Annotated in this window: 25 protein-coding genes and 1 riboswitch; of the genes, 15 read left to right on the top strand and 10 right to left on the bottom strand. The window is 73.7% G+C overall.

The window, feature by feature from the left end; all coding sequences use genetic code 11:
* Positions 1–12 precede the first annotated feature (12 nt).
* Positions 13–1,962: a threonine/serine exporter family protein gene (locus ACFYE1_RS04995; RefSeq protein WP_387740607.1), complete on the top strand. Its 1,950-nt coding sequence runs from the start codon at positions 13–15 to the stop codon at positions 1,960–1,962.
* A gap of 84 nt (positions 1,963–2,046) precedes the next feature.
* Here the strand turns inward: ACFYE1_RS04995 and ACFYE1_RS04990 are convergent, their stop codons facing one another.
* The 3 genes from ACFYE1_RS04990 to ACFYE1_RS04980 form a co-directional block, all read right to left on the bottom strand.
* Positions 2,047–2,982, bottom strand: coding sequence for a siderophore-interacting protein (locus ACFYE1_RS04990; protein WP_387740605.1), 936 nt, complete (start codon positions 2,980–2,982; stop codon positions 2,047–2,049).
* A 30-nt stretch (positions 2,983–3,012) separates the two neighbouring features.
* Positions 3,013–3,690: a uracil-DNA glycosylase gene (locus tag ACFYE1_RS04985; RefSeq protein ID WP_387740603.1), complete on the bottom strand. Its 678-nt coding sequence runs from the start codon at positions 3,688–3,690 to the stop codon at positions 3,013–3,015.
* Positions 3,691–3,764: 74 nt separating this feature from the next.
* Positions 3,765–4,862: a YihY/virulence factor BrkB family protein gene (locus tag ACFYE1_RS04980; protein ID WP_387740601.1), complete on the bottom strand. Its 1,098-nt coding sequence runs from the start codon at positions 4,860–4,862 to the stop codon at positions 3,765–3,767.
* Between the two features lie 110 nt (positions 4,863–4,972).
* Here ACFYE1_RS04980 and ACFYE1_RS04975 point away from each other — a divergent pair, with 110 nt between their 5' ends.
* The 7 genes from ACFYE1_RS04975 (at position 4,973) to ACFYE1_RS04945 (ending at position 10,767) form a co-directional block, all read left to right on the top strand.
* Positions 4,973–5,680, top strand: a complete 708-nt coding sequence (locus tag ACFYE1_RS04975; protein WP_387740599.1) for an SDR family oxidoreductase — start codon at positions 4,973–4,975, stop codon at positions 5,678–5,680.
* Positions 5,681–5,709: 29 nt separating this feature from the next.
* On the top strand, positions 5,710–6,117 hold the full coding sequence (locus ACFYE1_RS04970; RefSeq protein ID WP_387740597.1) for a DUF3263 domain-containing protein: 408 nt from the start codon (positions 5,710–5,712) through the stop codon (positions 6,115–6,117).
* Positions 6,114–6,332, top strand: a complete 219-nt coding sequence (locus ACFYE1_RS04965; RefSeq protein WP_387740595.1) for a hypothetical protein — start codon at positions 6,114–6,116, stop codon at positions 6,330–6,332. Before ACFYE1_RS04970 ends, ACFYE1_RS04965 begins: the two co-directional genes overlap by 4 nt.
* A gap of 78 nt (positions 6,333–6,410) precedes the next feature.
* Positions 6,411–7,010 carry a GNAT family N-acetyltransferase gene (locus ACFYE1_RS04960; RefSeq protein ID WP_387740593.1) on the top strand — a complete coding sequence of 200 codons (600 nt, stop codon included), beginning with the start codon at positions 6,411–6,413 and terminating at the stop codon, positions 7,008–7,010.
* A 250-nt stretch (positions 7,011–7,260) separates the two neighbouring features.
* Positions 7,261–8,892, top strand: coding sequence for a chaperonin GroEL (groL, locus tag ACFYE1_RS04955; protein ID WP_387740592.1), 1,632 nt, complete (start codon positions 7,261–7,263; stop codon positions 8,890–8,892).
* A 144-nt stretch (positions 8,893–9,036) separates the two neighbouring features.
* Positions 9,037–9,744: an MgtC/SapB family protein gene (locus tag ACFYE1_RS04950; protein WP_387740590.1), complete on the top strand. Its 708-nt coding sequence runs from the start codon at positions 9,037–9,039 to the stop codon at positions 9,742–9,744.
* Between the two features lie 60 nt (positions 9,745–9,804).
* A complete protein-coding gene (locus ACFYE1_RS04945) occupies positions 9,805–10,767 on the top strand; it encodes an RNase H family protein (protein ID WP_387740588.1) in 963 nt (320 codons plus the stop codon).
* 9 nt (positions 10,768–10,776) lie between these two features.
* Here the strand turns inward: ACFYE1_RS04945 and ACFYE1_RS04940 are convergent, their stop codons facing one another.
* The 5 genes from ACFYE1_RS04940 to ACFYE1_RS04920 are packed head-to-tail and all read right to left on the bottom strand — an operon-like array spanning position 10,777 to position 17,054.
* Positions 10,777–12,243, bottom strand: coding sequence for a sensor histidine kinase (locus ACFYE1_RS04940; RefSeq protein WP_387740586.1), 1,467 nt, complete (start codon positions 12,241–12,243; stop codon positions 10,777–10,779).
* Positions 12,244–12,255: 12 nt separating this feature from the next.
* Positions 12,256–12,978, bottom strand: coding sequence for a response regulator transcription factor (locus ACFYE1_RS04935; RefSeq protein ID WP_387608436.1), 723 nt, complete (start codon positions 12,976–12,978; stop codon positions 12,256–12,258).
* Positions 12,979–13,014: 36 nt separating this feature from the next.
* Positions 13,015–14,691, bottom strand: a complete 1,677-nt coding sequence (locus tag ACFYE1_RS04930; RefSeq protein ID WP_387740584.1) for a DNA repair helicase XPB — start codon at positions 14,689–14,691, stop codon at positions 13,015–13,017.
* Positions 14,679–16,793, bottom strand: a complete 2,115-nt coding sequence (locus ACFYE1_RS04925; protein ID WP_387740582.1) for a helicase-associated domain-containing protein — start codon at positions 16,791–16,793, stop codon at positions 14,679–14,681. The genes ACFYE1_RS04930 and ACFYE1_RS04925 overlap by 13 nt, the downstream gene beginning before the upstream one ends.
* Before the next feature lie 3 nt (positions 16,794–16,796).
* Complete coding sequence (locus ACFYE1_RS04920) at positions 16,797–17,054, bottom strand: hypothetical protein (RefSeq protein WP_387740580.1); 258 nt, start codon at positions 17,052–17,054, stop codon at positions 16,797–16,799.
* 154 nt (positions 17,055–17,208) lie between these two features.
* On the opposite strand from ACFYE1_RS04920, the gene ACFYE1_RS04915 reads away from it, so the two are divergent.
* The 3 genes from ACFYE1_RS04915 to ACFYE1_RS04905 all read left to right on the top strand — a co-directional run bounded on the left by ACFYE1_RS04915 (position 17,209) and on the right by ACFYE1_RS04905 (position 19,483).
* Positions 17,209–17,592, top strand: coding sequence for a cold-shock protein (locus ACFYE1_RS04915; RefSeq protein ID WP_387740579.1), 384 nt, complete (start codon positions 17,209–17,211; stop codon positions 17,590–17,592).
* Positions 17,593–17,672: 80 nt separating this feature from the next.
* Positions 17,673–18,209 (top strand): DUF3027 domain-containing protein, encoded by a 537-nt coding sequence (locus ACFYE1_RS04910; protein ID WP_387740577.1) that lies wholly within the window; start codon positions 17,673–17,675, stop codon positions 18,207–18,209.
* Positions 18,210–18,262: 53 nt separating this feature from the next.
* Positions 18,263–19,483 (top strand): MFS transporter, encoded by a 1,221-nt coding sequence (locus ACFYE1_RS04905; RefSeq protein WP_387740575.1) that lies wholly within the window; start codon positions 18,263–18,265, stop codon positions 19,481–19,483.
* Here ACFYE1_RS04905 and serC read toward each other — a convergent pair.
* The gene (gene serC / locus ACFYE1_RS04900; protein WP_387740574.1) at positions 19,480–20,634 is read right to left on the bottom strand and encodes a phosphoserine transaminase; all 1,155 of its coding nucleotides are present in this window, start codon (positions 20,632–20,634) and stop codon (positions 19,480–19,482) included. The two genes, ACFYE1_RS04905 and serC, sit on opposite strands and share 4 nt — an antisense overlap.
* 224 nt (positions 20,635–20,858) lie before the next feature.
* Here serC and ACFYE1_RS04895 point away from each other — a divergent pair, with 224 nt between their 5' ends.
* The 4 genes from ACFYE1_RS04895 to ACFYE1_RS04880 all read left to right on the top strand — a co-directional run bounded on the left by ACFYE1_RS04895 (position 20,859) and on the right by ACFYE1_RS04880 (position 24,360).
* Complete coding sequence (locus ACFYE1_RS04895) at positions 20,859–21,545, top strand: metal-dependent transcriptional regulator (RefSeq protein ID WP_387740572.1); 687 nt, start codon at positions 20,859–20,861, stop codon at positions 21,543–21,545.
* Positions 21,546–21,973: 428 nt separating this feature from the next.
* Positions 21,974–22,123, top strand: a riboswitch (cyclic di-AMP (ydaO/yuaA leader).
* Between the two features lie 5 nt (positions 22,124–22,128).
* Positions 22,129–22,809 carry a C40 family peptidase gene (locus ACFYE1_RS04890; RefSeq protein ID WP_387740570.1) on the top strand — a complete coding sequence of 227 codons (681 nt, stop codon included), beginning with the start codon at positions 22,129–22,131 and terminating at the stop codon, positions 22,807–22,809.
* 271 nt (positions 22,810–23,080) lie between these two features.
* A complete protein-coding gene (locus tag ACFYE1_RS04885; RefSeq protein ID WP_387740568.1) occupies positions 23,081–23,962 on the top strand; it encodes an NlpC/P60 family protein in 882 nt (293 codons plus the stop codon).
* Between the two features lie 131 nt (positions 23,963–24,093).
* On the top strand, positions 24,094–24,360 hold the full coding sequence (locus tag ACFYE1_RS04880) for a hypothetical protein (RefSeq protein ID WP_387740567.1): 267 nt from the start codon (positions 24,094–24,096) through the stop codon (positions 24,358–24,360).
* Here ACFYE1_RS04880 and ACFYE1_RS04875 read toward each other — a convergent pair.
* Positions 24,278–25,669 (bottom strand): DUF4031 domain-containing protein, encoded by a 1,392-nt coding sequence (locus tag ACFYE1_RS04875; protein ID WP_387740565.1) that lies wholly within the window; start codon positions 25,667–25,669, stop codon positions 24,278–24,280. The two genes, ACFYE1_RS04880 and ACFYE1_RS04875, sit on opposite strands and share 83 nt — an antisense overlap.
* Between the last annotated feature and the right edge of the window lie 59 nt (positions 25,670–25,728).

Raw genomic sequence — 25,728 nt, 5'->3', positions numbered from 1 at the left:
GAGGACCGCCGCGTGGTGACCGACCAGCGCGCCCCCCTGCGCCCGTTCGCCGCCTACCCGTCGTCGGACGGGGCCGAGGAGCCCGACGTCCATGTCGTCGAGCCGTTCGGGCCCGGCGGGGACACGACGCTCACGGGCGCAGCCCGCCCGCTCGCCCGGCACGGTGCGGGTTTGCCCGCGGTGCGCCCCACCGAGGACCAGGCCCTGCACGCCCGGCGCCGCGCCGGGACCGCCGCGTCCGACGACGTGCCCGACGCCCCGCAGGCGCTGCCCGTGCTCAGCACGAGCCTGATCCGCGAGTACGGGGACACCTCCGAGCCGGAGAAGCGCCGGGAGCTGCTCTCGGCCGCCCAGACCGTGCCCCGGACGACGTCGGCCCGCCGGCGTCGCCGCACCGACGCGGCACCCGTCTCCCGGCCGGAGACGACGACGATCGGAGCCGTCCCGGCCCCCGGCAAGAGCTCCGACCGGATGCAGCGGGGCGCCTACCCGTCCACCCGGGCGCAGGCGGCCCGGCCCGGCGGGCGCGCCCGGCTGCGCTCCATGCTGCAGGGGGAGGCCGCCCCGACCGCCCCGATGCGCGTGGTGGAACGGCTCAACGCCTCGCCCTTCGCCAATCTGCGCCGCTTCGGGGAGTCCACCAGCCGACAGGCCCGGCGCACCCTGAACTTCGCGCTGCGGCTCGCGGAGACGATGTTCCACTACGGCGCGGACGCCCTCGACGTCGAGAACGCCATCATCGCCGTGTGCGCCACCTACGGGGTCGAGAACGTCGAGGTGGACATCACCAACCAGGCCGTGACGATCAACTACGTGGAGGACACCGACGACGGCGGGGACACGCGCACCCGCGCGGACGTCTTCAACGACCCGGACACCTCGAGCCACACCGTCATGCGCGTGGTGCGCTCCTGGACCGACAACTACGCCGGGCTGGGGGAGACCCACCAGCTGGTCGCGGAGATCGCGGGCGGGGAGATGCCCCGTGCCGAGGCCGAGCGGCGCCTCGACGCGATCAACGCCAAGCCCAAGCCGTACCCGCGCTGGATGGTCTCGGCCGCCCTCGTCGTGGCCGTGATGGCTCTGACCATCGGCATGGGCGGCAGCCCCACGGGCGCGGCGGTCGCCGGGGTGACCTGGATCGTGGTGCAGTCCGCCGTCGGCCGCCTGCGGACCTGGCGGATCCCCGAGTTCTTCGTGCTGGCGACCCAGTCCGGGATCGTCACGGTCTTCGCCCTGCTGCTGTCGTGGACGGGGCTGGACCTGTCACCGGCGCTGGTCATCGCGGGCGGGATCATCCTGCTCCTGCCCACCAACCGGATGGTCTCCACGATGCAGGACGCCATCAACGGCTTCCCCGTCACGGCGGCCGGCCGGATGCTGTCCACGGCCATGGCCTTCCTCGGCCTGGTCGCGGGCATCGCCGGCGGCGTGTCGCTCGCGGGCTACGTCGGCATGCCCCGCGTCGACGTCGCCCAGGGCACGTTCGTCCCGGCGTCGCCAGTGGTCAACACGGTCTTCATGCTGGTGGGCACGGCCCTGATCGCCCTGTCGGTGCACGCCAAGCCCCAGCACATCCTCTCCAGCGCGCTCGCAGGCTTCGCCGGGCTGCTGGTCTACCACGCGGGGATCGCCGTCGGCCTCGGCGGGCGCATGGACACCGCGCTCGCCGCCGTGGTCAGTGCCTCCGTGGCGACCCTGCTCGCGGCCTACCACCGTGTGCCCCAGCTGATCGTGGCGATCCCGGCCCTGACGTTCCTGTTGCCCGGTCTGTCCATCTTCCGGGGCATGTACATGCTCACCGTGGAGACGGAGAGCTACTCTGCGGGCGTCGTGCTCCTGGCCAACGCCATGGCCACCATCCTGGCCCTGGCCTCCGGCGTGGTGCTCGCCAAGTACCTCATGCGGCCCTTCGTGGGCCATCTCAACGGCACCGGCTCCCGGCGCAACCGACGCCGCTGACCGGGTCGGAGTCCTTGCCGAGGCCCTCCCCGGCGCACCGGCCGCCACGGGCGGACTCCGGCATGTCGGGTGGTGTGACCCGGGTCAGAGAACCTGGCCGACCGGCAGCTTCTTCTCCGCCTGGAACACGTCCTCGGTGCGGCCCCGCGCCCAGTAGCCGGACAGCGAGACCTGGTCCCGCTCCAGCCGGCGGTGGGTGAACAGCTCCTCGCGCAGGGCCTTCATGACCTCCCGCTCGCCGTGGGCGAAGACCTGGACCCCTTCCGGGCCCGCGGGCCACCCGGCCTCACGCACGGCCCGCGCCAGGGCAGCGTCCTCGCCGGGCTCGACGTCCGCGCGGAACACCCAGTGCACCGCCATCCCGGCCGGGGCGGACACCGGCTGGACGTCGCCGGGGGAGTCCACCTCCAGCAGCACTTCGCCGTGCGCGGACGCCGGGAGGGCCTCCAGGACGGCGAGGGCGGCGGGGATCGCGGCGTCGTCGGCGGCGATCAGGGTCCACGCGGCGTCCGGGGCGGGCGTCCACCTGCCGCCGGGACCCAGGGCGATGATGCGGTCCCCGGGCTCGGTGCGGGCCGCCCACGGGCCGGCGAAGCCCTCGTCGCCGTGCAGCACGAAGTCCATCCACAGCTCGTGCCGCTCGGGCACGTACCGGCGGATCGTGAGGTGGCGGGTGACGGGCTGCCGGTCGCCCGGCAGGGTCTCCTTGAGCTCCCAGTAGTCCGGGTTTCCCCCGGGCTCCGTGTCCGGGCGCGTCGAGCCCGGGGTCTCAGCGCCGGGGCCCTCCGGACCAGAGTCCGCCGTGCCGGGGTTCTCCTCACCGAGGTGCTGCGTGCCGGGCCGGAGGAAGACGAGCTTGACGTACTTCTCGGGCGGCGCGATGTCCGCGTAGCGCTCGGGCTCGTCGAGGCCGAGGACCACCCGGACCATCGACGGCGACAGCAGCTCGCGGGAGCGCACCGTCAGGTTCAGCTGCGGCCTGCGGGGGCGGGCGGGCCGGGCGCCGGGGGTCGTCGTCATGCGGCCCACCCTAACGGAGGCCTGCCGGGGTCACAGCCGCCAGTCGACGGGCTCCGCGCCCTGCTGCTCCAGGAGCTGGTTCGTCCGGGAGAACGGCCGGGAGCCGAAGAAGCCCCGGGACGCGGACAGCGGGGACGGGTGCGCGGACTCGACCGTGGGGAAGCCGTCCAGCCACGCGGCGGTGTTCCGCGCGTCCCGGCCCCACAGGATGGCCACGAGCGGGGTCCCGCGGGCGGCGAGGACCTGGATGGCGCGCTCCGTGACCGCCTCCCAGCCCTTGCCGCGGTGGGAGGCAGGGGCGCCCTCGCGCACGGTGAGGACCCTGTTCAGGAGCATCACTCCCTGCCGCGACCACGCGGACAGGTCCCCGTGCTCCGGCGGGTCGACGCCGAGGTCCTCCCGCAGCTCCTGGTAGATGTTCTGCAGGGAGCGCGGCACGGGGCGCACGTGGGGTTGCACGGAGAAGGACAGGCCCATGGCGTGGCCGGGCGTGGGGTAGGGGTCCTGCCCGACGACCAGCACCTTGACCTGCTCGAGCGGGTCCTCGAACGCCCGCAGGACCGCTGCGCCCTCCGGGAGCGTGCGGTGCCCGTCGGCGTGCTCCTCGCGCAGGAACCGGCCCATCTGCCGGATCTGCGGTTCCACCGGGGCCAGGGCCTCCGCCCAGTCGGGGGCCATGATCCTGTCCAGGGGCTGCGGCTCGCTCACGGTGCTCCTCGGTGCCGGTAGTGGTGCGGGTGTCGGGTGCAGGCAGTCGTGGGCACGGGTGCCCGGGCACCACTCTAGGCCGGAGCCGCGCCGTCCCCGGTCCGGTCGCCCGCCGGGTGGTCGGGGACGGAGTGCCGACGGCGCAGCGCGCGGCCCTCCTCGACCAGCTCCTGCTCCTTCGCCTGCAGCTTCCGGACGCCCCGGAGGTCCCGCGGCGGCAGCCGCAGGTTCTCCTCGGCCTCGATCCCGGCCTGGAGCTGGCGTCCGCGCTCGATCTCGGCGTTGAGCTCGGCGCCGGCGAGCAGCACGATGTTCATGATCCAGATCCACAGCAGCAGGACGATCACGCCGCCGATGGCGCCGTAGGTGGCGTTGTAGTCGTTGAAGTTGGACACGTAGAAGGTGAACCCGGTGGTCGCCGCGGCCATGACCAGGATGGCGACCACCGAGCCGATGCTGAGCCACCGGAACCTCGGCTGCCGGATGTTCGGGGTGGTGTAGTAGAGCAGGGCGATCATGAAGACGAGCAGGAGCAGCAGGGCCGGGATCCGGGCGGCCTGCCAGAGCTGGAGGGCCGCCTGACCCAGGCCGATCAGCCCGCCGAGGCGCTCGGCGACCGGCCCGGAGAGCAGCAGGAGCAGCATCATGCCCACCACCAGGACGACCAGGGACAGGGTCACCCCGACCATCAGGGGGTAGAGCTTCCAGACGGGGCGTCCCTCCTCGACCTCGTAGATCCGGTTCATGGACCGCCCGAAGGCCCGCACGTAGCCCGAGGCCGTCCACAGGGCGCCGACCAGACCGGTGACCAGCGCCAGGCCGGCGGACGGGAAGCCGGTGAGCTCGCCGATGGGCCCCTCGAGCACGGCCACGGCCCCCTCCGGGGCCCCGAACTCGTCCAGCAGGCGCAGCAGGGTCCTGGTGGTCGCCTCGGCCTGGCCGACGACCCCGAGCATCGACACCACCGTGAGCAGCCCCGGGAAGATGGACAGCACGGCGAAGAACGTCATCACCGCCGCCGAGTCCGTGCACTGGTCGCGGCGGAACTCGTGGACGGACCGGCGCAGGATGTAGCCCCACGACGGTCTCGTGATCTGCGTCGGTGACGAGGGCTTCTCCGCGCTGTCCGGGTCCGCCCCGGGATCTCCCGTGGCGTGGGGGTCGGCTGCCATGGGGCTCCTCCGCGTGGTCGGCTGCGGGCCAGGATACCGGGGCCGTCACCGTCCGGGCGCCTTCCGTCCGGGGCGGGCGGGACCGGCGGCGGACTGGCTAGAGTGGGCGCATGAGCGCTTCCCCCACCGAGACCCGACCCCGCGCCGTCGTCACCGGGGCCACCGGAGGCATCGGCCGCGCGTGCGTGGTGGACCTCGCCCGCGACCACGACGTGCTGGCGCTGGGCCGCGACCCCGGCCGGCTGGCCGAGCTCGCCGGCCTCCCGCACGTCACCGTCCGCGCCGCCGACCTGACCGACGTCGCGGCCCTGCCGGCCGTGGTGGCCGACCTGGACCGGGTCGACGTCCTCGTGCACTCGGCGGCACTGGCGGGGCGCACCACCGTGGAGGCCGCGTCCGTGGCGGACTGGCGGTCGCAGCTCGAGCTCAACGTGGTGGCCCCCGCGGAGCTGACACGGCTCCTGCTGCCGGCCCTGCGGACCGCGCGGGGCAAGGTCGTGTTCCTCAACTCCGGCTCGGGACTCACCGCCCGCGCCGGGGACGCCGTCTACGCGGCCTCGAAGTTCGCCCTGCGCGCGCTCGCCGACTCGCTCCGCCAGGAGGTCGAGGCCGACGGCATCGTCGTCAGCTCGGTGCACCCCGGTCCGGTCGACACGCGGATGCAGCGGGACATCCAGGCGAGCCTGGGCAACGAGTACGTCCCGGAGCGCTACATCCGCCCGGAGTCCGTGGCCGCGGCGGTGCGCGCGGTCGTGGACGCGGGCGCGGACGCGCAGCTGACCACCGTCTCCGTGCGGCCCCGGGCCGAGTCCCGGTGACCGGCGAGGACACCGGACCCGGACACACGGTGCCCGAGGACCCCAGGCCCGAGGACGCCCGGCCCGAGGACGCCCGGCCCGACGACGCCCGGCCCGACGACGCCCGGCCCGACGACGCCGCACCCGGCGCGGTGCCGGACGAGGACACGGCACCGGGTGCGGAGACCCGGGCGGAGCCCGATGCGGTGCCGGCGGGGGAACCGGGCGACGAGCCGGACGGGAACGGGCTCGGCGCCACCGACCGCGCGATCCTGGCGCTCGAGAACCTGCAGTGGAAGTACCAGGGGGCGAAGGAGATGGAGATCCACCGCCGCCTGAACCTCTCACCCACCCACTACTACCAGCGGCTCAACGTCCTGATCGACACCCGCGCCGCGCTCGAGCACGACCCGATGCTCGTGGCCCGGCTCCGCCGGCAGCGAGGAGACCGCGGATGACCCAGTACCCCCACGACGAGTTCGACGACGTCCCCGAGGACGGACCCCGCCAGGGCGCCCACCGCGGTCTGCGCCCGACCGTCCGCGTGGGCGCCCGGGAGCTCACCGCCATCGTCCTGGCCGGAGCGCTGACCCTCGGCGTGGGGGTGTTCTCGTTCCTGACCGCCCCCGGCGAGGGCGCCCCGGCACCGGGGGTCACGTCCCCGGGCCCCTGAGCCGACCTCGTCCCCGACACCTCCGTCGGCACCGACCCCCGACGCCGTTCAGCCCCGACGCCACCGGAAGGAACCACCGTGCAGATCGAAGGAAGCAGAGTCCGCCTCCGCGACTGGACCGAGGAGGACCTCGCCGCCTACGAGACGTGGATCATGCCGCCCCAGGGCGGCGGCGAGCACGAGTGGCAGCGCACGGACGGCCCGTTCTACCCGAACTTCACCGCAGAGGGCGCCCAGCGCTGGCTGGGCACCCTGCGGGAGCACGTGGCGGCCGGGGACTGGCCGGACCCGCGCGAGACGATGGTGGTCGCCGACGCCGCCGACGACCGGTTCATCGGGCAGGTCTCCTGGTACTGGTCGGAGAAGCCCACCGAGGACCCCGGGGACGGCACGCACCTGCTCCCGCTGCGCTCCCTGGGCATCACCGTGTACTCCCCGGAGCACTGGAGCGGCGGCTACGGCACCGAGGCCATGCGCCTGTGGATCGACCACCTCTTCGCCCGCTCCGACTCCCACCGCCTCGACCTGGAGACGTGGAGCGGCAACGTGGGCATGTGCCGGGTCGCCGCGAAGCTGGGCTTCACCGAGGAGGCCCGGATCCGCCGGGCCCGCAAGGTCGGCGGCGAGTACTACGACCGCCTGGTCTACGGCGTGCTCCGCGAGGAGTGGCAGAGCTGAGCCGAATCGGCTCAGGGGTTTGCACTCTCCGAGGACGAGTGCCAAGATTGCGATTAGCACTCAGTCGTGTGGACTGCCAATGGCTCGGTCCCCGGCCCGACCCGGGCAGCCACCGGCACAGGAGTGACACCTCAACCACCACGGTGAGGTGCCGCACGGCGTCGGGAAGAGTCCGCCGTCGTGCGCGCCGTCCGTCGCGGGCACCGTGGAGGTCGACCGTTTGTCTACCGTCCAGGAGGGACGAAGTCACATGGCAAAGATGATTGCTTTCGACGAAGAGGCACGCCGCGGACTCGAGCGGGGCCTGAACACCCTGGCCGACGCCGTCAAGGTCACCCTCGGCCCGCGCGGCCGCAACGTGGTCCTCGAGAAGGCCTGGGGCGCCCCCACGATCACCAACGACGGCGTGTCCATCGCTAAGGAGATCGAGCTCGACGAGCCGTACGAGAAGATCGGCGCCGAGCTCGTCAAGGAGGTCGCCAAGAAGACCGACGACATCGCCGGCGACGGCACCACCACGGCCACCGTGCTCGCCCAGGCGCTCGTCAAGGAGGGCCTGCGCAACGTGGCCGCCGGCGCCGACCCGCTGAGCCTCAAGCGCGGCATCGAGAAGGCCGTCTCCGCGGTCACCGAGGAGCTGCTGGCCTCCGCCAAGGAGGTCGAGACCGAGGAGCAGATCGCCGCCACGGCGTCGATCTCCGCCGGCGACCCCGAGATCGGCCGCCTCATCGCCCAGGCGATGGAGAAGGTCGGCAAGGAGGGCGTGATCACGGTCGAGGAGTCCAACACCTTCGGGCTGGACCTCGAGCTGACCGAGGGCATGCGCTTCGACAAGGGCTACCTGTCCGGGTACTTCGTCACCGACGCCGACCGCCAGGAGGCCGTCCTCGAGGATCCCTACATCCTCGTGGTCAACTCCAAGATCTCCGCGGTCAAGGACCTGGTCCCCGTGCTCGAGAAGGTCATGCAGGCCGGCAAGCCGCTGCTGATCATCTCCGAGGACGTCGAGGGCGAGGCCCTGGCCCTGCTGGTGCTCAACAAGATGCGCGGCTCCATCAAGTCCGTGGCCGTCAAGGCCCCCGGCTTCGGCGACCGCCGCAAAGCGCAGCTGGCCGACATCGCCATCCTCACCGGTGGCCAGGTCATCACCGAGGAGGTGGGGCTCTCCCTCGAGACCGCCACCGTGGACCTGCTGGGCCAGGCCCGCAAGGTCGTCGTGACGAAGGACGAGACCACCATCGTCGACGGCGCCGGCACCGCCGAGGAGATCGAGGGCCGCGTGGCCCAGATCCGCGCCGAGATCAACAACTCGGACTCGGACTACGACCGGGAGAAGCTGCAGGAGCGCCTGGCCAAGCTGGCCGGCGGCGTGGCCGTCCTCAAGGCGGGTGCCGCCACCGAGGTCGAGCTCAAGGAGCGCAAGCACCGCATCGAGGACGCCGTGCGCAACGCGAAGGCTGCCGTGGAGGAGGGCATCGTCGCCGGCGGCGGCGTGGCCCTGATCCAGGCCGGCCAGAAGGCGTTCGACAAGCTGCAGCTCACCGGCGACGAGGCCACCGGCGCGAACATCGTGAAGGTCGCCATCGACGCCCCGCTCAAGCAGATCGCGATCAACTCGGGCCTCGAGGCCGGCGTGGTCGTGGACAAGGTCCGCGGCCTGCCCCAGGGGCACGGCCTCAACGCCGCCACCGGCGAGTACGAGGACCTGATGGCCGCGGGCATCAACGACCCGGTCAAGGTCACCCGGTCCGCGCTGCAGAACGCGGCGTCCATCGCCGGGCTGTTCCTCACCACCGAGGCCGTCGTGGCCGACAAGCCGGAGCCCGCGGGTGCCGGCGCCGGCGCCGACGACGGCATGGGCGGCATGGGCGGCATGATGTGATCGACGGCTGACCCGTCGAGCGTGCCCAGCACGCATCCGGCGCGGGCCGGGCACCTCGGTGAGGTGCCCGGCCCGTCGTCGTCCCGGTGCGGCGGGGCCGGAAGTGGTGTTCAATCGTAAGCACCGGCTGACGGAGGAGGTGCCGTGGGCGTCGTCGTGTGGGACGCGGTCCCCGTTCAGGCCGCGCTCGTGCTGATCGCCTTCGCGCTCACGTCGCTGGTGGGTCTCGAACGGCGGCTGCGGCGCAAGAGCGCCGGACTGCGCACGCACGCCCTGGTCGGCACCGGGGCGGCGGTGTTCACCCTCGTGTCCGCCTACGGCTTCGGCGCCCTGCCCGGCATCGACGCCGGTCCCGATCCCTCCCGCGTGGCGGCCCAGATCATCACGGGCATCGGCTTCCTGGGCGCGGGCGTGATCTTCACGAACCGGGACGTGGTGCACGGTCTGACCACGGCCGCGAGCATCTGGCTCTCCGCCGCCATCGGCATGGCCTGCGGGGCCGGACTCGTGCCGCTCGCCGTCGTCGCCACGGGTCTGCACTTCGTCTCCGCGCTCGTGCTGACCCCGCTCTCCCACCGCCTGCCCGGACTGCTGGCCCCCCAGGGCCTCCGTTTGCGCTACGAGGACGGGCACGGCGTGCTGCGAGAGGTGCTCACGGTCGTCGACGAGCTGCAGCTGAGGGCCTCCGTGGTCTCGAGCCGGACGGTCGAGGTGCCCGGGGGCGCGGAGGTGGAGCTGCTGCTGCGGCTCGACGGCAAGACGGACCTGCGCACGGCGGCCGTGCAGCTGTCGAAGGTCACGGGAGTGCGCGACGTCGCCCAGCAGCAGCTCGAGCAGGAGCGCGGCGACTGAGGCCGTGGCGCACGGGGTCCGTGGCGCTCGGGATCCGGGCGCCGTGAAAAGATGAGTGCCATGACGATCACTGCTGCCGCCGACGGCTCCGCGCTGGGCAATCCCGGTCCCGCGGGATGGGCCTGGTACATCGACGACAACACCTGGCGGGCCGGTGGGTGGCCCCACGGCACCAACAACATGGGCGAGCTCAAGGCCGTCCTGGACCTGCTCGAGGCCACGGCCCACCGCCCCGACGAACCCCTGCGGGTGCTGTGCGACAGCCAGTACGTCATCAACTCGATCACCAAGTGGATGCCCGGCTGGAAGAAGAAGGGCTGGAAGAAGAGGGACGGCAAGCCCGTCCTCAACGTGGAGCTCATGAAGGCCCTGGACGCCGCGATGGCGGGCCGGGACGTGCACTTCGAGTGGGTCAAGGGCCATGCCGGCCACGAGCTCAACGAGGCGGCCGACTCCCGCGCCCGGGCCGTGGCCACGGCGTTCCAGACCGGGCGCCCCGCACCCGAGGGACCCGGCTTCGACGGCGCCGCCCGGCCCCCGGCTCCGGAGCCGGCGGCAGCCGGGCAGCCGGCGGCGGACCCGGATCCCGACGCGTTCGAGGACCGCCACGACCCCGACCTGCTGAGCGAGCTGCTCGCCCACGAGGAGGAGCTGGCCCGCGGCCGGACGGCGGGGGAGACCGTCCAGGCGCTCGAGCGGGACCTGCTGCGCGCGGAGGTCAGGGCGGACCGGGGCCGGCTGGGCCAGCTGCTGCACGAGGCCTTCGCCGAGGTCGGGGCCTCGGGGTCGTGGTGGTCCCGGGAGGACGTCCTCGACCGGCTGCCCCGCGAGCCGGGCCTCGGCGCGGTGGACGTGCACGTGCTCGAGGCCACCGAGCTCGGCCCCGCGGCTGTGCACCTCGTCTACCGGCTCACGGCGGGGGACCGCACGAGCCTGCGCAGCTCCCTGTGGGTCCGGGAGGATCCGCCCAACGAGCTGGGGCCCTGGCAGCTGCGCTTCCACCAGGGCACCTACGAGTCCTGACGGGCCCGCTCACACCTCGGGGGCGTCGTCGGCCGGCTCGATGCCCGGCACGCGGACGGTCATGGTCGCCCCGCCGCCGGGGGTCTCGGTGAGCCGCACGGTGCCGTCGTGCTGCTGGACGATCGCGGCCACGATCGACAGCCCCAGCCCCGTGCCGCCGGTCTCCCGCGTGCGGGAGGAGTCGGCCCGGTAGAAGCGCTCGAAGACGCGCTCCGCGTCCTCGCCGTGGATGCCCGGGCCGTGGTCTCGCACCTGCAGGACGGCGTTGAAGGAGTCGTCGACCGAGCGCTCCACGCCCACCGCGATCTCGATCGGAGTGCCCTCCGGGGTGTAGCGCAGGGCGTTGGTCACGAGGTTCGCCACGACCTGGCGGAGCCGGAACTCGTCGCCGTGCACCCACGCCGAGACCGGGCCCCCGCCCCGCAGGCCCTCGACCTCGATCCGCCGGTCGGGGGCGGAGGCGCGGGCGTCCCCCACCGCGTCGAACGCGAGGTGGAACAGGTCCACGTCGACGTTCTCGGCGGGCCGCCGCTCGTCGAGGCGCGCGAGCATCAGCAGGTCCTCCACGAGCTGCGTCATCCGCTTCGCCTCCGACTCGATCCGGGACATCGCCCCGGCCACGTCCTCGGGCTCCTGCAGGGCGCCGTGCCGGTAGAGCTCCGAGTAGCCCCGGATGGTCACCAGGGGGGTGCGCAGCTCGTGGGAGGCGTCGGCCACGAACCGCCGCAGCTTGGTCTCCGACCGGGTGCGGGCGTCGAAGGCGTCCTCGATGTGGCCGAGCATCGTGTTGAGGGACGCCGAGAGCTGGCCGATCTCCGTCTGCCGGTTGTAGCCCTCCATGCGCTGGGAGAGGTCGCCCTCCGCGATCCGGGCGGCGGTCTGCTCCACCCGGTGCAGCGGCTCGAACGCCCGGGTGACCAGGATCCAGCCGACCGCCATGGCCGCGAACAGGGTCGCCACGCCGAAGCTCAGCGTCAGGAGGGTCACCGCGCTGAGCATCTCGTTCATCTCGTCGAGCGGCTCGGCGACCGCCACCACGAGGTTCAGCCGTTCCGTCTCGGCCGCGACCACCCGCCACCGGCGGTCCGGGGCGCCCACCGAGCTCACGGTCGTCGGCTCGAAGGGGTTGTTCCGCACGTGCTCGAGGTCGACCTGCGAGAGGTCCGGCCGCTGCTCGAGCACGCCGTCCGGCGTGTACACCGCCTCGGCGAGCGTCTCGCCCTCGGCGTCGAGGAGGAACCCGGCGTGCGGCACCTGGACTCCCTGCGCGCCGCCCATGTCGGCCACCAGCACCGCGGACACCGTCTGGACGGAGTCCCGCAGGCCGCGGTCGATGTCGTTCAGGAGCGAGGTGCGCAGCACCGAGATCGCCACGAAGCTCGTCACCAGGATGGACAGCGCCAGGAGCAGGCCCGTGAGCACCATGAGCTGCGAGCGCAGCGAGGCCGAGCGCCACCGGGAGGACAGGGTGTGCATCCCGGGACCGGGTCAGTGGTTCTTGTGCTGGGACCGCAGGAGGTAGCCGACGCCGCGCTTGGTGTGGATCAGCGGGGGCAGCTCCGGGTCGTTGTCGATCTTCCGGCGCAGGTAGGAGATGTAGGACTCCACGATCGAGGCGTCCCCGTTGAAGTCGTACTCCCACACGTGGTCGAGGATCTGCGCCTTGGACAGGACCCGGTTCGGGTTGAGCATGAGGTAGCGCAGCAGCTTGAACTCGGTGGGGGACAGGTCGATCTCCCGCTCGCCCCGGAACACCTCGTGCGCGTCGTCGTCGAGGACGAGGTCGTCCACGCGCAGCCGGGAGTCGTCCTCCTCGGCGGGCTGCGTGCGGCGGAGCACCGCGCGGATGCGGGCGACGACCTCGTCGAGGCTGAAGGGCTTGGTGACGTAGTCGTCGCCGCCCACGGTCAGGCCCGTGACCTTGTCCTCGGTCTCGTCCTTGGCCGTCAGGAAGAGGATGGGGAAGTGCCGCCCGGACGCGCGCAGCTTGCGGGTCACCGAGAAGCCGTCCATGTCCGGCAGCATGACGTCGAGCACCGCGAGGTCCGGGTTCTCGGACTCCGCCTTGGCGAGGGCGTCACGGCCGTTGGCGGCGGTGACCACCTCGAAGCCGGCGAAGCGCAGGGACGTGGCCAGCAGCTCGAGGATGTTGGGCTCGTCGTCGACGACGAGCAGTTTCGCTTCGGGGTTGTCGTTCTTCACACCACCCATTTTCTCGGAACACCCTGAACGCCGGCTGAACGGCGCTCACCGATCCTCGGGGAGTTCGCCGGAGGTCTCGACGGCCGCGGCGTCGACGATCCGGTAGGCGTAGCCCTGCTCCGCGAGGAAGCGGCGGCGCTTGGCCGCGTAGTCGGCGTCCACGGTGTCGCGGGCCACCACGGTGTAGAACGTCGCCGGCCGGCCGTCGTGCTTGGGCCGCAGCAGCCGGCCCAGGCGCTGCGCCTCCTCCTGCCGCGAGCCGAAGGCCCCCGAGACCTGCACCGCGACCGAGGCCTCCGGCAGATCGACCGAGAAGTTCGCGACCTTGGACACCACGAGCACCGGCAGCTCCCCGGCCCGGAACGCGGCGAAGAGCTTCTCCCGCCTGGCCGTGCCGGTGCTGCCCTTGAGCACGGGGGCCTCGAGCAGCGCGCCCAGCTCGTCGAGCTGGTCCAGGAACTGACCGATCACGAGCACCGGCTCCCCGCGGTGGCGGGCCACGAGCCGGGCCACGACGTCGAGCTTGTGCGCCGAGGACGAGGCGAGGCGGTGCCGGTCGGCGTCCTCCGCGGAGGCGTAGGCCATCCGGTCCGCGAGGGGCAGCTCCACCCGGACCTCGACGCAGTCGGCGGGTGCGATGTGGCCCTGGGCCTCGATCTCCCGCCACGGCGCGTCGTAGCGCTTGGGGCCGATGAGGGAGAACACCTCGCCCTCGCGGTGGTCCTCACGCACCAGGGTGGCCGTGAGGCCCAGCCGGCGCCGCGCCTGCAGCTCGGCGGTCATCCGGAACACGGGGGCGGGCAGCAGGTGCACCTCGTCGTAGACGATCAGCCCCCAGTCGTGGCCGTCGAGCAGCTCCAGGTGGGGGTGGATCCCGCCGCGGCGCGCCGTCAGCACCTGGTAGGTGGCGATCGTCACGGGGCGGACCTCCTTGACCGCACCGGAGTACTCGCCGATCTCGTCCTCCGTCAGGGTGGTCCGGCGCAGCAGCTCGGCCTTCCACTGCCGCGCCGAGACCGTGCTTGTGACCAGGACGAGCGCCGTCGTCGAACTCGCGGCCATCACCCCGGCGCCCACCAGCGTCTTGCCGGCGCCGCAGGGCAGGACGACGACACCGCTGCCGCCCGCCCAGAAGTTCTCCACCGCGTGGCGCTGGTACGGGCGCAGGGCCCAGGCCTCGCCCGTGAGGGGATCCGTCTCCGTCAGGGCGACGGGGTGGGGCGTGCCGTCCACGTAGCCGGCCCGGTCCTCCGCCGGCCACCCCACGGCGAGGAGCAGCTGCTTGAGCTGGCCGCGGGCGCTCGCGTGCACCACGGTGGTGACGCCGTCGATGCGGGGCCCGAGCAGCGGGGCGATCTTGCGGTGCCGGGCGATCTCCTCCAGGACCGGGGCGTCGTGGCTGCGCAGCACGAGCCCGTGCACCGGGTCCTTCTCGAGCACCAGGCGGCCGTAGCGGGACATCGTCTCATCGATGTCCAGGAGCAGGGCGTGGGGGACCGGGAAGCGGGAGCGGGTGAGGAGCACGTCGAGCACCTGCTCGGCGTCCAGCCCGGCCGCCCGAGCGTTCCACAGCCCCAGCGGGGTGATGCGGTAGGTGTGCACGTGCTCCGGGGCGCGCTCGAGCTCGGCGAAGGCGGCGAGCTCCCGCCGGGCGTCGTCGGCGTCCTCGTGGTCGAGCTCGAGCAGCACGGTCCGGTCGCTCTGGACGATCAGGGGTCCCACGGGGCGGCTCCTCCGCTGTCGGTCGGGTCGTCGGTCTGGTGATTGGGCAGGCGCCGCGCACGGTCCGGGCCGGTGAGCCGGTCCACCAGGTCCTGGATCTCCTCCGCGGAGGGGACGGGCAGGCGCGGGGCGGGGACCTCGAGCAGCAGGGCCGGGCTGCCGGCGGTCGCCGACGGGGAGGTGTCCGAGGGGGCGACGTCGAGCGCCGGCTCCGTGCCCGTGGCCCGGACGGCGGCCGCGAGCTCCCGGAGCACGCCGTCCCGGCCGGCCGGTCCCCGGCGCCGGTCCGGGACCTCCTCGCCGGGGTCGACCACGAGCACGCCGGGGGCGGGCCGCCGCAGCCGGCGCCCCGCGAGGTCCGGGGAGCCGGCGAGCGCCTCCAGCAGCTCCTCCTCGCCGGTGAGCACCCAGTCCGCCCGGGTGATCCGGATCCGCCCGTGCCCCCGGCCGGCCTCCTCGACCAGGTAGGCCAGGGCCTGCGGCACCGGGCCCCGGCTGTGCTCCTCGAGCCACGCCAGGATCGAGGGCGGGCTCCAGCCGGCGTCGAGTGCCCGGTGCAGGGAGCGCTCGCTGAAACGGTGCCGCGGGACCGGCCCGTGGCCCTCCGGCTCCGCCATCCGGTCGAGGGTCCGGGCCACGTCCGGCGCGAGGTAGCCGGTGGCCGTCGCTGTGAGGTCGCTCTGCAGCAGCACCGTCCGCGAGGGTGCGGGCAACCACCCGGCCACGGAGCGGACGGCGTCCACGGACCGGTCCTCCACGAGGGCCCGGCCGGGCTCCGTGAGGGCGCCGGCGCCCACCAGGCCGAGCTCGGCGGCCTCCGTCAGCATTCCCGCACCCCACCGGTCCAGGGCCCGGGCCAGGCGCGGGCGCCGCCAGCGGGCGAGAGTCAGGACGTCCTCCGGCTCGTGGCCTCCCGGCGCGCGCTCGGCGAGCTCGGCGTGGGCGGCCAGCAGTGCCCGGCGCACCGCCGGGGCCTCCGGGGCGTGCGTGCCGCGGGTGAGGACCCCGACGACCGTGCCGTCCGCGAGGGGCAGGCCCGCCGCGGAGGGCACGACGTCGGAGGCCAGCCACGACCGCACCACGTGCCACCACTGGTCGGTGCGCTCGGCGTCCTCGAAGGGTGCCGGTGCCGGGCGCCAGGCCGAGGTGTCCGGGTCCAGCCGCACGAGCCCGGCCAGCTCGCCGAGACCGAGCAGGCGGACGAGCTCGGCGTGCTCGATCCCCAGGGCAGAGCGCAGCCTGCGCAGCTCGCGCACGCCGATCCCGCCGGCCCGCAGGGTGGCCAGCGGCCGTGCCCGCAGCTCGGCGCGCAGGGCCGCGGCCCGGCGCAGGAGCTGCTCGACCGCGGCCGCGGCGGCGTTGTCCCGCAACCGGTCGGGCACGCGCGCGGCCGGCCGGACCGGCGGCTCCGGGGAGGTCGCGGCCCAGGGATCGGCACCGCGCAGGAGCAGGCCGACCTCCCGGGGGAGCTCCACGTGACGGGAGTCCACGGGGAGGAGGACGCCTTGGGCCAGGATCCAGTCGACGGGCCGGGAGTCCGGGTCGGCGGCCGGGTCGACACGGCGCAGGGCGTCGGGCAGAGCCCCCACGGGACGGGAGCGGAACCGCTCGAGGACCTCCCGCGCCCGGGCCGGCCACAGCGCGAGCTCCTCGGCGGTGCGGGGCCCGGCCCCGGCACCTGGCGCGGCCGGTGCCTCGTCGCGCAGGCGTGCGGCGAGGGCGGCGAGCACCGGCCGCGGGCGGCCGAGGCCCGCCGGATAGCGGCCGAGGGCCTCCGCCAGCCCCGGCACGAGACGCAGCGCGTCGCCGTCCCGGTGGACGAGGCCCAGCCGGTGCAGCCGGTCCCAGGGCGGGCCGGTCAGCAGCCGCGCGGCGGGTCCGTCCGGCGGGCCCAGGACCACGGCGCGCTCGATGGCGTCCAGCTCGGGCCGGGACAGGGTGTCGAGGGCCCGGCGCAGACCCACCCGGGACAGCAGCGCCTCGGCCAGGTCCTCGACGGACTCCGTGCCCGGGCGTGCGGCGTCGGGCCGGGCGGCGAGCAGCTCGCCCAGCTCGGCGGGGGAGCGGGGCGCGAGATCCCGGAGCAGCCCGTCCGGGAGCACGGGTCAGGCCCGGCGGCGGCGCAGCAGGGAGCGCACCAGGACCGCGCAGAAGAGCAGGAAGGCCACGGGGAACGCGAACCACGGAACGACTGTGAGCCCGTCCCAGGGGTCCGCGCCGGCGGCCTTGAGCACGAGCAGCAGGGCGAGGCACACGGCGCACAGCAGGCCGAGCGCGACCGCGGAGACGCCGAGGACGTCGATCCCGGGACGTCGGGCTGTGCGGTTCGCGGGCGCGGCCGCGCGGTCGTGGGAAGCAGGCATGGCTCCAGAGTACCGAGCGGAGCGGTGTGCCGGGGACCGCGCCCCGGCGGTCCCCGCCCGCGGAGCAGGGCTAGAATGGGAGGTTCCACAGGGTGGCCCGGCGGCAGTGACCGACGGGCCACCCCTCCACGAACACGAGGACGAGGGAGACAGCGTGCCCACCGGCAAGGTCAAGTGGTTCGATGCGAAGAAGGGCTTCGGGTTCCTGGCGGCCGACGACGGCCAGGAAGTGTTCCTGCCCTCCTCGGCGTTGCCTTCCGGCGCCACCACGGTGAAGCCGGGCACGCGGATGGAGTTCGGGGTGGCCCAGGGGCGGCGCGGCGCGCAGGCGCTCTCCGCCCGGATCCTCGACCGGACCCCGTCGGTCGCGAAGAACGTCCGGAAGCCCGCCGACGAGATGGCGGTGATCACGGAGGACCTCATCAAGCTCCTGGACGAGATGTCCAACGGGCTGCACCGGGGCCGCTACCCGGACTCCGCGCACGGGAGGAAGATCGCCGCCATCCTGCGCACGGTGGCCGACAACCTGGACGTCTGAGGCCGCCGCGCCGTTGCACCCACCGATCCCGAGCACCCACCGCCGGCACCCGCCGGCACCCACCACGAGGGAGACCAGCAGTGACCGAGGAGACCGTCCAGGACGTGCCCGTCGAGGCCGTGCCCCTGGCACCCGAGCCGACGGCACCGGCGCCCCGCCGGCGGCGGACCCCGAAGCAGGACCCCCTGCTCGTGGCAGACGTGGCCACGGCCCGCGCCGGGGTGGAGCAGATCGCGGAGCCCTCGCAGATCGGTGCCGGCCACCGCGTGACGGTGGAGGAGGACCGGCTGGTCGTCCACCTCTTCGAGTGCACGCTGCCCGGGTACCGGGGCTGGAACTGGTTCGCGAGCCTGGCCCGGGCCCCGCGCAGCAAGGCGGTGACGGTCTGCGAGGTGGGCCTGCTGCCCGGGGAGGACGCCCTGCTGGCGCCCGAGTGGGTCCCGTGGTCCGCCCGCGTGAGCCCCGAGGAGAAGGCCCAGGAGGAGCAGGACCGGGCCGAGGACGAGGCCGGGGAGAACGCCGCTGCCGGCGGGACCGGGGTCCCCGGCGGCGAGCCGGCGCCCGGTGACCGCGCCGAGGGCGGGTCCGTCCCGCCGCGGGAGGGCGAGGGGTCCTGACCGCTCCGTCGGGGACCGCGAGGACGGACGAGGTCCCGGAGCCCGCGCGCGGCATGTTCCGGTCCTTCCGGTTCCGCAACTACCGGTTGTGGTTCCTGGGCGCGCTCGTGTCCAACATCGGGACGTGGATGCAGCGCACGGCCCAGTCGTGGCTGGTCTTCGACGAGCTCTCCGACCACGACGCCACTGCCATGGGCGTGGTGACGGCCCTGCAGTTCCTGCCCCAGCTCTTCCTCGCGCCCTGGGCCGGCGTGCTCGCGGACCGGCTCGACCGGCGGCGACTGCTGCTGTGGACGCAGACGTCCATGGCTGTGCTGGCGGCGGGGCTGGGGGCGCTGGTCCTGGCCGACGCGGCCACCCTGTGGCACGTCTACGGCTTCGCCCTCGCCCTGGGCGTCGTCTCCACGCTCGACGCCCCCGTGCGCCAGACCTTCGTCTCGGAGATGGTCGACGACGCCTACCTCTCCAACGCCGTGGCCCTGAACGCGACCTCGTTCAACACCGCCCGGATGATCGGGCCCGCCGTGGCCGGCGTGCTCGTGGCCTCGATCGGGTCGGGCTGGGTGTTCCTCCTCAACACGCTGACCTTCGGGGCCATGCTCGCCGCCGTCCTCGCCATCCGCACGGACGAGCTGCGCGGGATGCCCCGCTCCGGCCGGGGACGGGGCCAGATCCGGGAAGGACTGGCCTACGTCGGCAACCGCCCCGACATCGTGGCGGTGCTGGTCACCATCTTCCTCATCGGCACCTTCGGGTTGAACTTCGCGGTCTTCCTGGCCGCCATGGCCGGCCCCGAGTTCGGCCGGGGCTCGGAGACCTTCGGGCTGCTCAACTCGGTCCTCGCGGTCGGCACGGTGGCAGGGGCCCTGCTCTCGGCCCGGCGCCGCAGCGCCCGGCTGCGCTACGTCTACGGCGGCAGCGCCGTCTTCGCCCTGAGCTGTCTGGGCGCGGCGACGGCGCCCACCCTGCTCCTGTTCGCGCTGTGGCTGATCCCCTGCGGACTCTCCTCGCTGACCATCATGACCACCGCCAACGCGTACGTGCAGTCCACCACCTCGCCGGTGATGCGCGGACGCGTCATGAGCCTCTACATGGCCATCTTCATGGGCGGCACCCCGATCGGGGCGCCGGTCGTCGGCTGGATCACCGACGCCCTCGGCGCGCGCTGGGGCATGGGCGTCGCCGTGGCGGCGGGACTCGGCGGAGCCCTGGTGGGCTTCGTCGTCTGGCTCCGGCTGCGCGCGGAGCGTGCGGCGGCCGAGGACTGCGGCTAGTGCCCCGGCCGACCGCGGAGCTGCTCGACGACGTGGTCCACGCAGGCCAGCAGCCGGGCGACGTCGTCGGGCTCGATGGAGACGAACGTGGCGATCCGCAGCTGATTGCGCCCGAGCTTGCGGTAGGGATCGACGTCGACCACGCCGTGGGCGCGCAGGACCGCCGCGACACCGGCCGCGTCCACTCCGTCGTCGAAGTCCACCGTGGTGATCACGGTCGAGCGGTCCTCCGGACGGGCCACGAACGGGGTCGCGAAGGACGAGGCCTCCGCCCACGCGTAGACGAGGTCCGAGGAGTTCTTCGTGCGGGCCGCGGCCCACGCCATGCCGCCCTGGTCGTTGAGCCAGCGGACCTGCTCGTCGAGCAGCACGAGGGTGGTCAGAGCGGGGGTGTTGTAGGTCTGGTTCTTCCGGGAGTTCTGCAGCGCCGTGCTCAGCTGCAGGAAGTCCGGGATCCACCGCCCGGAGGCGCCGATCCGCTCGATCCGCTCGATCGCCGCGGGGGAGAACGCGCCCAGCCACAGGCCGCCGTCCGAGCCGAAGTTCTTCTGCGGGGAGAAGTAGTACACGTCCGTCGCGGCCACGTCCGCGGCCATCCCGCCGGCGGCCGAGGTCGCGTCCACCAGCACCAGCGCGTCGTCCGCGATCCCTGCGGGCCGGTGCACGGGGGCCGCCACTCCGGTGGAGGTCTCGTTCTGGGGCCACGCGTAGACGTCCACGCCCTCTTCCGCGCGGGCCTCCGGGCGCGCCCCGGGGGCGGACTCCACGACGGAGGAGGCCTCCAGGAACGGGGCCCCGCCGGTTGCCTGGGCGAACTTGGCGCCGAACTCCCCGAAGACCAGGTGCTGGGCCCGCCGCCCGACGAGCCCGAAGGCGGCGGCATCCCAGAACGCGGTGGCCCCGCCCAGGCCCAGGAGCACCTCGTGGCCGGCGGGGAGGCCGAAGAACTGCGCGAGGCCTTCGCGCACCGAGCCCACGAGCTCCTGCACCGGCGCCTGGCGGTGGGAGGTGCCGAGCAGGGCGGTCCCGGCCCGGGACACGGCCTCGACCTGCGCCGGGCGGATCTTCGAGGGACCGGCGCCGAACCGGCCGTCGGCGGGCAGCAGGTGCTGGGGGATGGTGACGTGTGCGGGCAACGGGCGCTCCCTCATGGGTGACGTGCGGCGGTGGCGGGTGACGTGCGGCGGGCGCGACCGCCGCGAAAGCGTGCTCGCGCCTTCCGCGCCTCGGCCCATTCTGCCCCACCCGCTGTGGCGGGCCTTGCGGGTGCCGCCCCCGACCGCACCGCAGCGGGGTTCGCCCACTAAACTCGGGGGGAAGACCGGTCCGGGCGGGGTCCCCGGGCCCGGACGGCCGGACGAAGGATGACTGAGGCATGAGCGAGCTGATCGACACCACGGAGATGTACCTGCGCACCGTCCTCGAGCTCGAGGAGGAGGGGATCACGCCGATGCGGGCGCGGATCGTCGAGCGCCTCGACCACTCCGGGCCCACGGTCTCGCAGACGGTGTCCCGGATGGAGCGGGACGGGCTGCTGACGGTGGGCCAGGACCGGTCGCTGCTGCTCACCCCGGCGGGCCGGCAGCGGGCGGTGCAGGTGATGCGCAAGCACCGGCTGGCGGAGCGGCTGCTCGCCGACGTCATCGGCCTGGACCTGGCCCAGGTGCACGACGAGGCGTGCCGGTGGGAGCACGTCATGAGCGAACAGGTCGAGCGGCGTCTCGTGGACCTGCTGCACAGCCCCCGGTACTCGCCGTACGGCACGCCCATCCCTGGTCTGGCCGCCCTCGGCGTCGAGGAGAGCCCCGTCGCGGCGCACCCCTCCCTGCTCGACGCCGCCCGACACGACCCCGACGGGCAGCACACCGTCGCGCTGCTGCCGGAGGTGGTCCAGGCGGACGCGGACCTCCTGGGCGTGCTGAGCGACGTGGGAGTGCTCACCGGGGCGGAGGTCAGGGCCCGGGTGGACGATCAGGTCGTGCGCATCGAGGTGGCGGCCACGGGACGTTCCGCGGAGATCGACCTGCGCACCGCCGCGGCCATCCGCGTCCTCGCCCCCTGAGAGCCCACCGGACGTCCCCGGAGTTCCGGGGGCGGCTCCGCAGAGGTCCGTGGGGCGGCCCCGGCGAGGCCCGTGGGGTGTCCTTTGGAGCGCGCCGGTGCGCAGCTCGCTCCGGGTGTGTGGACGTTCACAAGACACTTTCGGCCAGTTCCGCCCGGTCGGGGCGGCCGGGTCGGCGATGCCCTGGCGGGAAGCGGATTTCCGGGCCTCGTCAACGCACTGCACAGCGCGTCACACTCGGGAAGTCATATGCCGCAGGGAATCAATAGGGCGGTATTGATACATTGGGCGTTGCTCGACTGTTATCCGTCGTGATCAAAACGTGACACTTCCGTAATCAGTCATGTACTGTTCAACGCGTGCCGATCACTGGTCGGATCGGCGCCCTCGGAGCACATCGCCGAATTCTGCCGGTGCCCGTGGCCTCTACACAGAAACTGCTTGGCAGAAGCGGGGGAACCACTTTCGGTCCCGGTGATCCGGGTCCTTGGGGTTAAGTCGTCAGAGCGCGTGCGTTCTGCGACCGGGTGTCTCCCACCCGAATCCGACAGCTCACCTCGTAGGCAAAGGGAGGAACTCAACCATGTCGCTTTTCCAGCAGAACACTGCCCGCCACCGCGCTGAGAGCACCTCGCACGTCGTGCGCAACACCACCATCGCCGCCGCTGCCGGCGCCGCGATGATCGGCTCCGTCGCCCCGGCCCAGGCCTTCGCCCAGGCCCCCGTCGAGACCGGTGCGGCCTACTCGGCCCCGGCCTCCGCCTCGCTGGCCGCGTACTCCTCGTACACCTACCAGGCCCCGGTCGCCGCGCAGCCCGCGGCCCCCGCCTACGAGGCCCCGGCCCCCGCCTACGAGGCTCCGGCCCCGCAGCAGACCGCTGCCACCTCGAGCGTGACCCCGCAGTCCACCGCCGTCACTGCGATCGCCCCGTCCGCCGGCGGCGTCGTGGGCACCGCGATGTCGGCGCAGGGCGCGGGCTACGTCTACGGCGGCACCGCCTACGGCGCCTGGGACTGCTCCGGCTTCACCCAGTGGGTCTTCGCCCAGAACGGCATCGACCTGCCCCGCACCACCTGGTCCCAGTTCGCGGCAGGCACTCCCACCGCCAACCCGCAGCCCGGCGACCTCGTCTCCCAGAACGGCGGCGCGCACGTCGGCATCTACATCGGCGCCGGCAAGATGATCTCCGCCCTCAACCCGGCCCAGGGCACCCAGATCCACTCCGTCAACGCCATGCAGCTGGACGGCTACTACACCTTCTGATCCGGTCCGCCGCCCGCGACGACCCCGCTCGTCGCGGGCGGCCCCCGATCACCCCCCCCCGCACGCCGAGACCCGCTCTCCCGGTTCTCGGTGATGCCTGCTGTCCGCCCGGACGGCGCCCCCTCCTCCGCTCGCCCGGCCGTCGTTCCCGATCCCGGAACGCGCTCCTGCCGGACACCGGATCACCCCGAGCACGGCCCGGGGTGGTCTGTGCTGTCGTCCGCGCCCCTCCGGCAGGCCCGGCTCCGAAAGAAAGTCGTCTGAACTCCTCATGACTCGTGACCTGACCTCCTCGCACAGCATCGGCTCTCTCTTCTCCGGCAAGGCCCGCACCGTGGCCGCCGTGGCGGCCTTCTCCGGCCTGGCCCTCGCCACCACCGTCTCCGCGCAGACCGCTCCGGCCCAGGAGGCCTCCGCCGACGCCCCGCTGTCCGCCGTCGCCGCCGCCACCCCCACTGCGGCTCCCACGGTGTCCCTCGAGCCGGTCGCCCACGTGACCAAGGCCGAGACGCGGAGCGACCAGAAGGCCGACCAGAAGGCCGACGAGAAGGCCGACCGGAAGGCCGAGGCCCCGGTCGTCGCGGCGCCTGCCGTGGCCGCCCCGGCGGCCGTCGCCGCTCCCGCCCCGGTCTCCCCCGCTCCCGCGCCGAAGCCTGCCGTCCAGGTCGCTCAGGCCCCCACCCCGGTCGCCGCTCCCGCTCCGAAGCCAGCCCCCGCTCCGAAGCCCGTCCCCGCGCCGAAGCCCGCCGCCGCTCCTGCCCCGAAGCCTGTCGTGCAGGCCGCTCCGGCCACCCAGCGCACCGTGACCCCGCAGAGCTCGGCCTCGGGCAAGGGCGCGACCGTCTCCTCCGCCGCCATGGGCCAGCTCGGTGTGCGCCAGGACTGCACTGCGCTCGTCACGAACGCTCTGCGCGCCGCCGGCATCAACCACCACGGCTGGCCGGCCTCCTACCTGAGCCTCGGCACTCAGGTCTCCGCCGGCCAGGCGCAGCCCGGCGACCTCGTCTACTACGCCGACGGCGGCATGGGCGCGGCCCACATCGCGGTCTACATCGGCGGCGGCAAGGCCGTCCACGGCGGCTGGAACGGTGGCACCACCGCGATCTCCGGCGTCAACGTGGGCTCCGGCCCCGTCTTCGTCCGCGTGCGCTGACCGCACGCGAGAGCACCGCTTCGGGTGCGCGGTTCCTGGTCGGCCAGACGGGAACCGCGCACCCGCTGTCGTCCCGGCGTCCACCGCGCCGGCCACCCCGGGGCCCTGCCGGCGGACGATAGACTGGTCCCATGTCCACCGACTTCAGCCGCCACGCCCGCACAAGCCTCGATCGCGAGTACGCCTACATGGCCTACGGCATGATCTGTGGCGCTGTGCCCGGCATCGTTGCCGGCTTCGTCGTCGCCGCGTTCGTGGGCCACGCCGCGATGTGGCTGTCCGTGTTCGGCGGCATCGGGATCGTGCTCGGCCTGGTCACCGGGATCCTGCTCCACCGGAGGTGGCACGCCCCGGCCGGGACCGAGGACCCCCGGGAGCGCGGCGCAGCGCCGGAATGACGTGCTCCCGCAGCAGCGGCGCGAGATCCGCGGGCATCGCGCCGGGGGAGTCCTCGCCCACCGGCTGCCAGCGCAGCTCCTCGATCTCCGCGAGCGGCACGGGCCGGCCCGTGAGAGGCGCCGTGAACACCGTGCAGCGCACCCACGTGCCGGCCTCGTTCGCGGCCGGTGCCTCGAACACCCCGAGCAGGCGCAGCTGAGCGGTGTCCAGCCGCAGGCCGACCTCCTCCGCCGTCTCCCGCACAGCGGCCGACGCCGCGGATTCGCCCGGGTCGAGCTTGCCGCCCACCAGCATGAAGCGCTCCGTGCCGCGCTTGCGCACCGTCAGCAGCGCTCCGTCGTCGTCCCGCAGGCACACGGCGGTGATGGTCAGCACCTCCGCGTCCACCGGGGGACCGTCGGACGGTTTCCCGACGGCGACGCGCAGCCGTCCGATCTCGCCCTCGAGGTTGCGGACCGCCGCCGGACCCCACCGCCGCTGGGCCGCAGGGGTGCGGAACAGGGGCTGCCGGGCCCGCAGGTCCTCCAGCACGCTCAACCGGGCCTGCGCGAACAACGGTCCGGGCACGTGTGCATACTCCCTCCGCACGCCCGCGACGTAGGCGGCGTAGCCTGCCGGGTCGGCGCCGAGCACCGAGAGATCGGCGTCCAGGAGCACCTCTCCGACGGTGTCCTCGTCCGCGACCCGGTGCCCGAGAGTGAGCAGGACCAGCCGCTCGACCTCCGCCACGAACGGCTCGGCGAAGCCGGCGGTGCCCAGCCGGGTGCGGGCCAGCGCCGCCGACTCCCGCTCGTCCGCCCCGGGACGGCCGCGGTAGACCGCGTCGTGGAACCACGCGGCCAGCACCAGCGCCTCGGACCGGGCGGGACCGAGGCCGGTCCCGGTCAGCAGCAGGTCCACGGCCTCGAGGACCGCCAGCAGGTGGGCGGGGCCGTGGTAGTGCCGGTGCGGCTCGCTCCACCGGTCCACGAGCTCGCCGCCCAGTGCGGGGTGCGCCGGGAAGCGGGCGGCCCACCGCCGCAGCAGCACCCGGGCGATCCGGTCCGGACGCGCCCGCGCCGGGACGCGCAGCCCGCTGCGCACGAGCACGCGTGTGAGCTGCCGGCCGTCGACCGGCAGCGCGCCCGCGGCGACCGCCTCGTGGTACAGGCTCTCCCGCACGTCGTAGTGGTCCCGGTCGAAGGCGCGCCGGGCCACGCCCAGCCGGTCCGCGAACTCGTGCAGCTCCTCGTAGGACGTGTCGGAGACCAGGTGCGAGAAGCGCGTCCCGTGGGCGGGCCACAGCGGCGGATCGATGTAGACGGGCATGCGACCGATCCTAGACGGGGCCGGTTAGCGGGCGTCCGGGGGACCCCCTAGACTGTTCG

This window comes from Kocuria nitroreducens (assembly GCF_042879195.1).
GTDB lineage: Bacteria > Actinomycetota > Actinomycetes > Actinomycetales > Micrococcaceae > Kocuria > Kocuria nitroreducens.
Note: the sequence above shows the minus strand (reverse complement) of the source record. Positions and strands in the feature narration are given on the sequence as shown.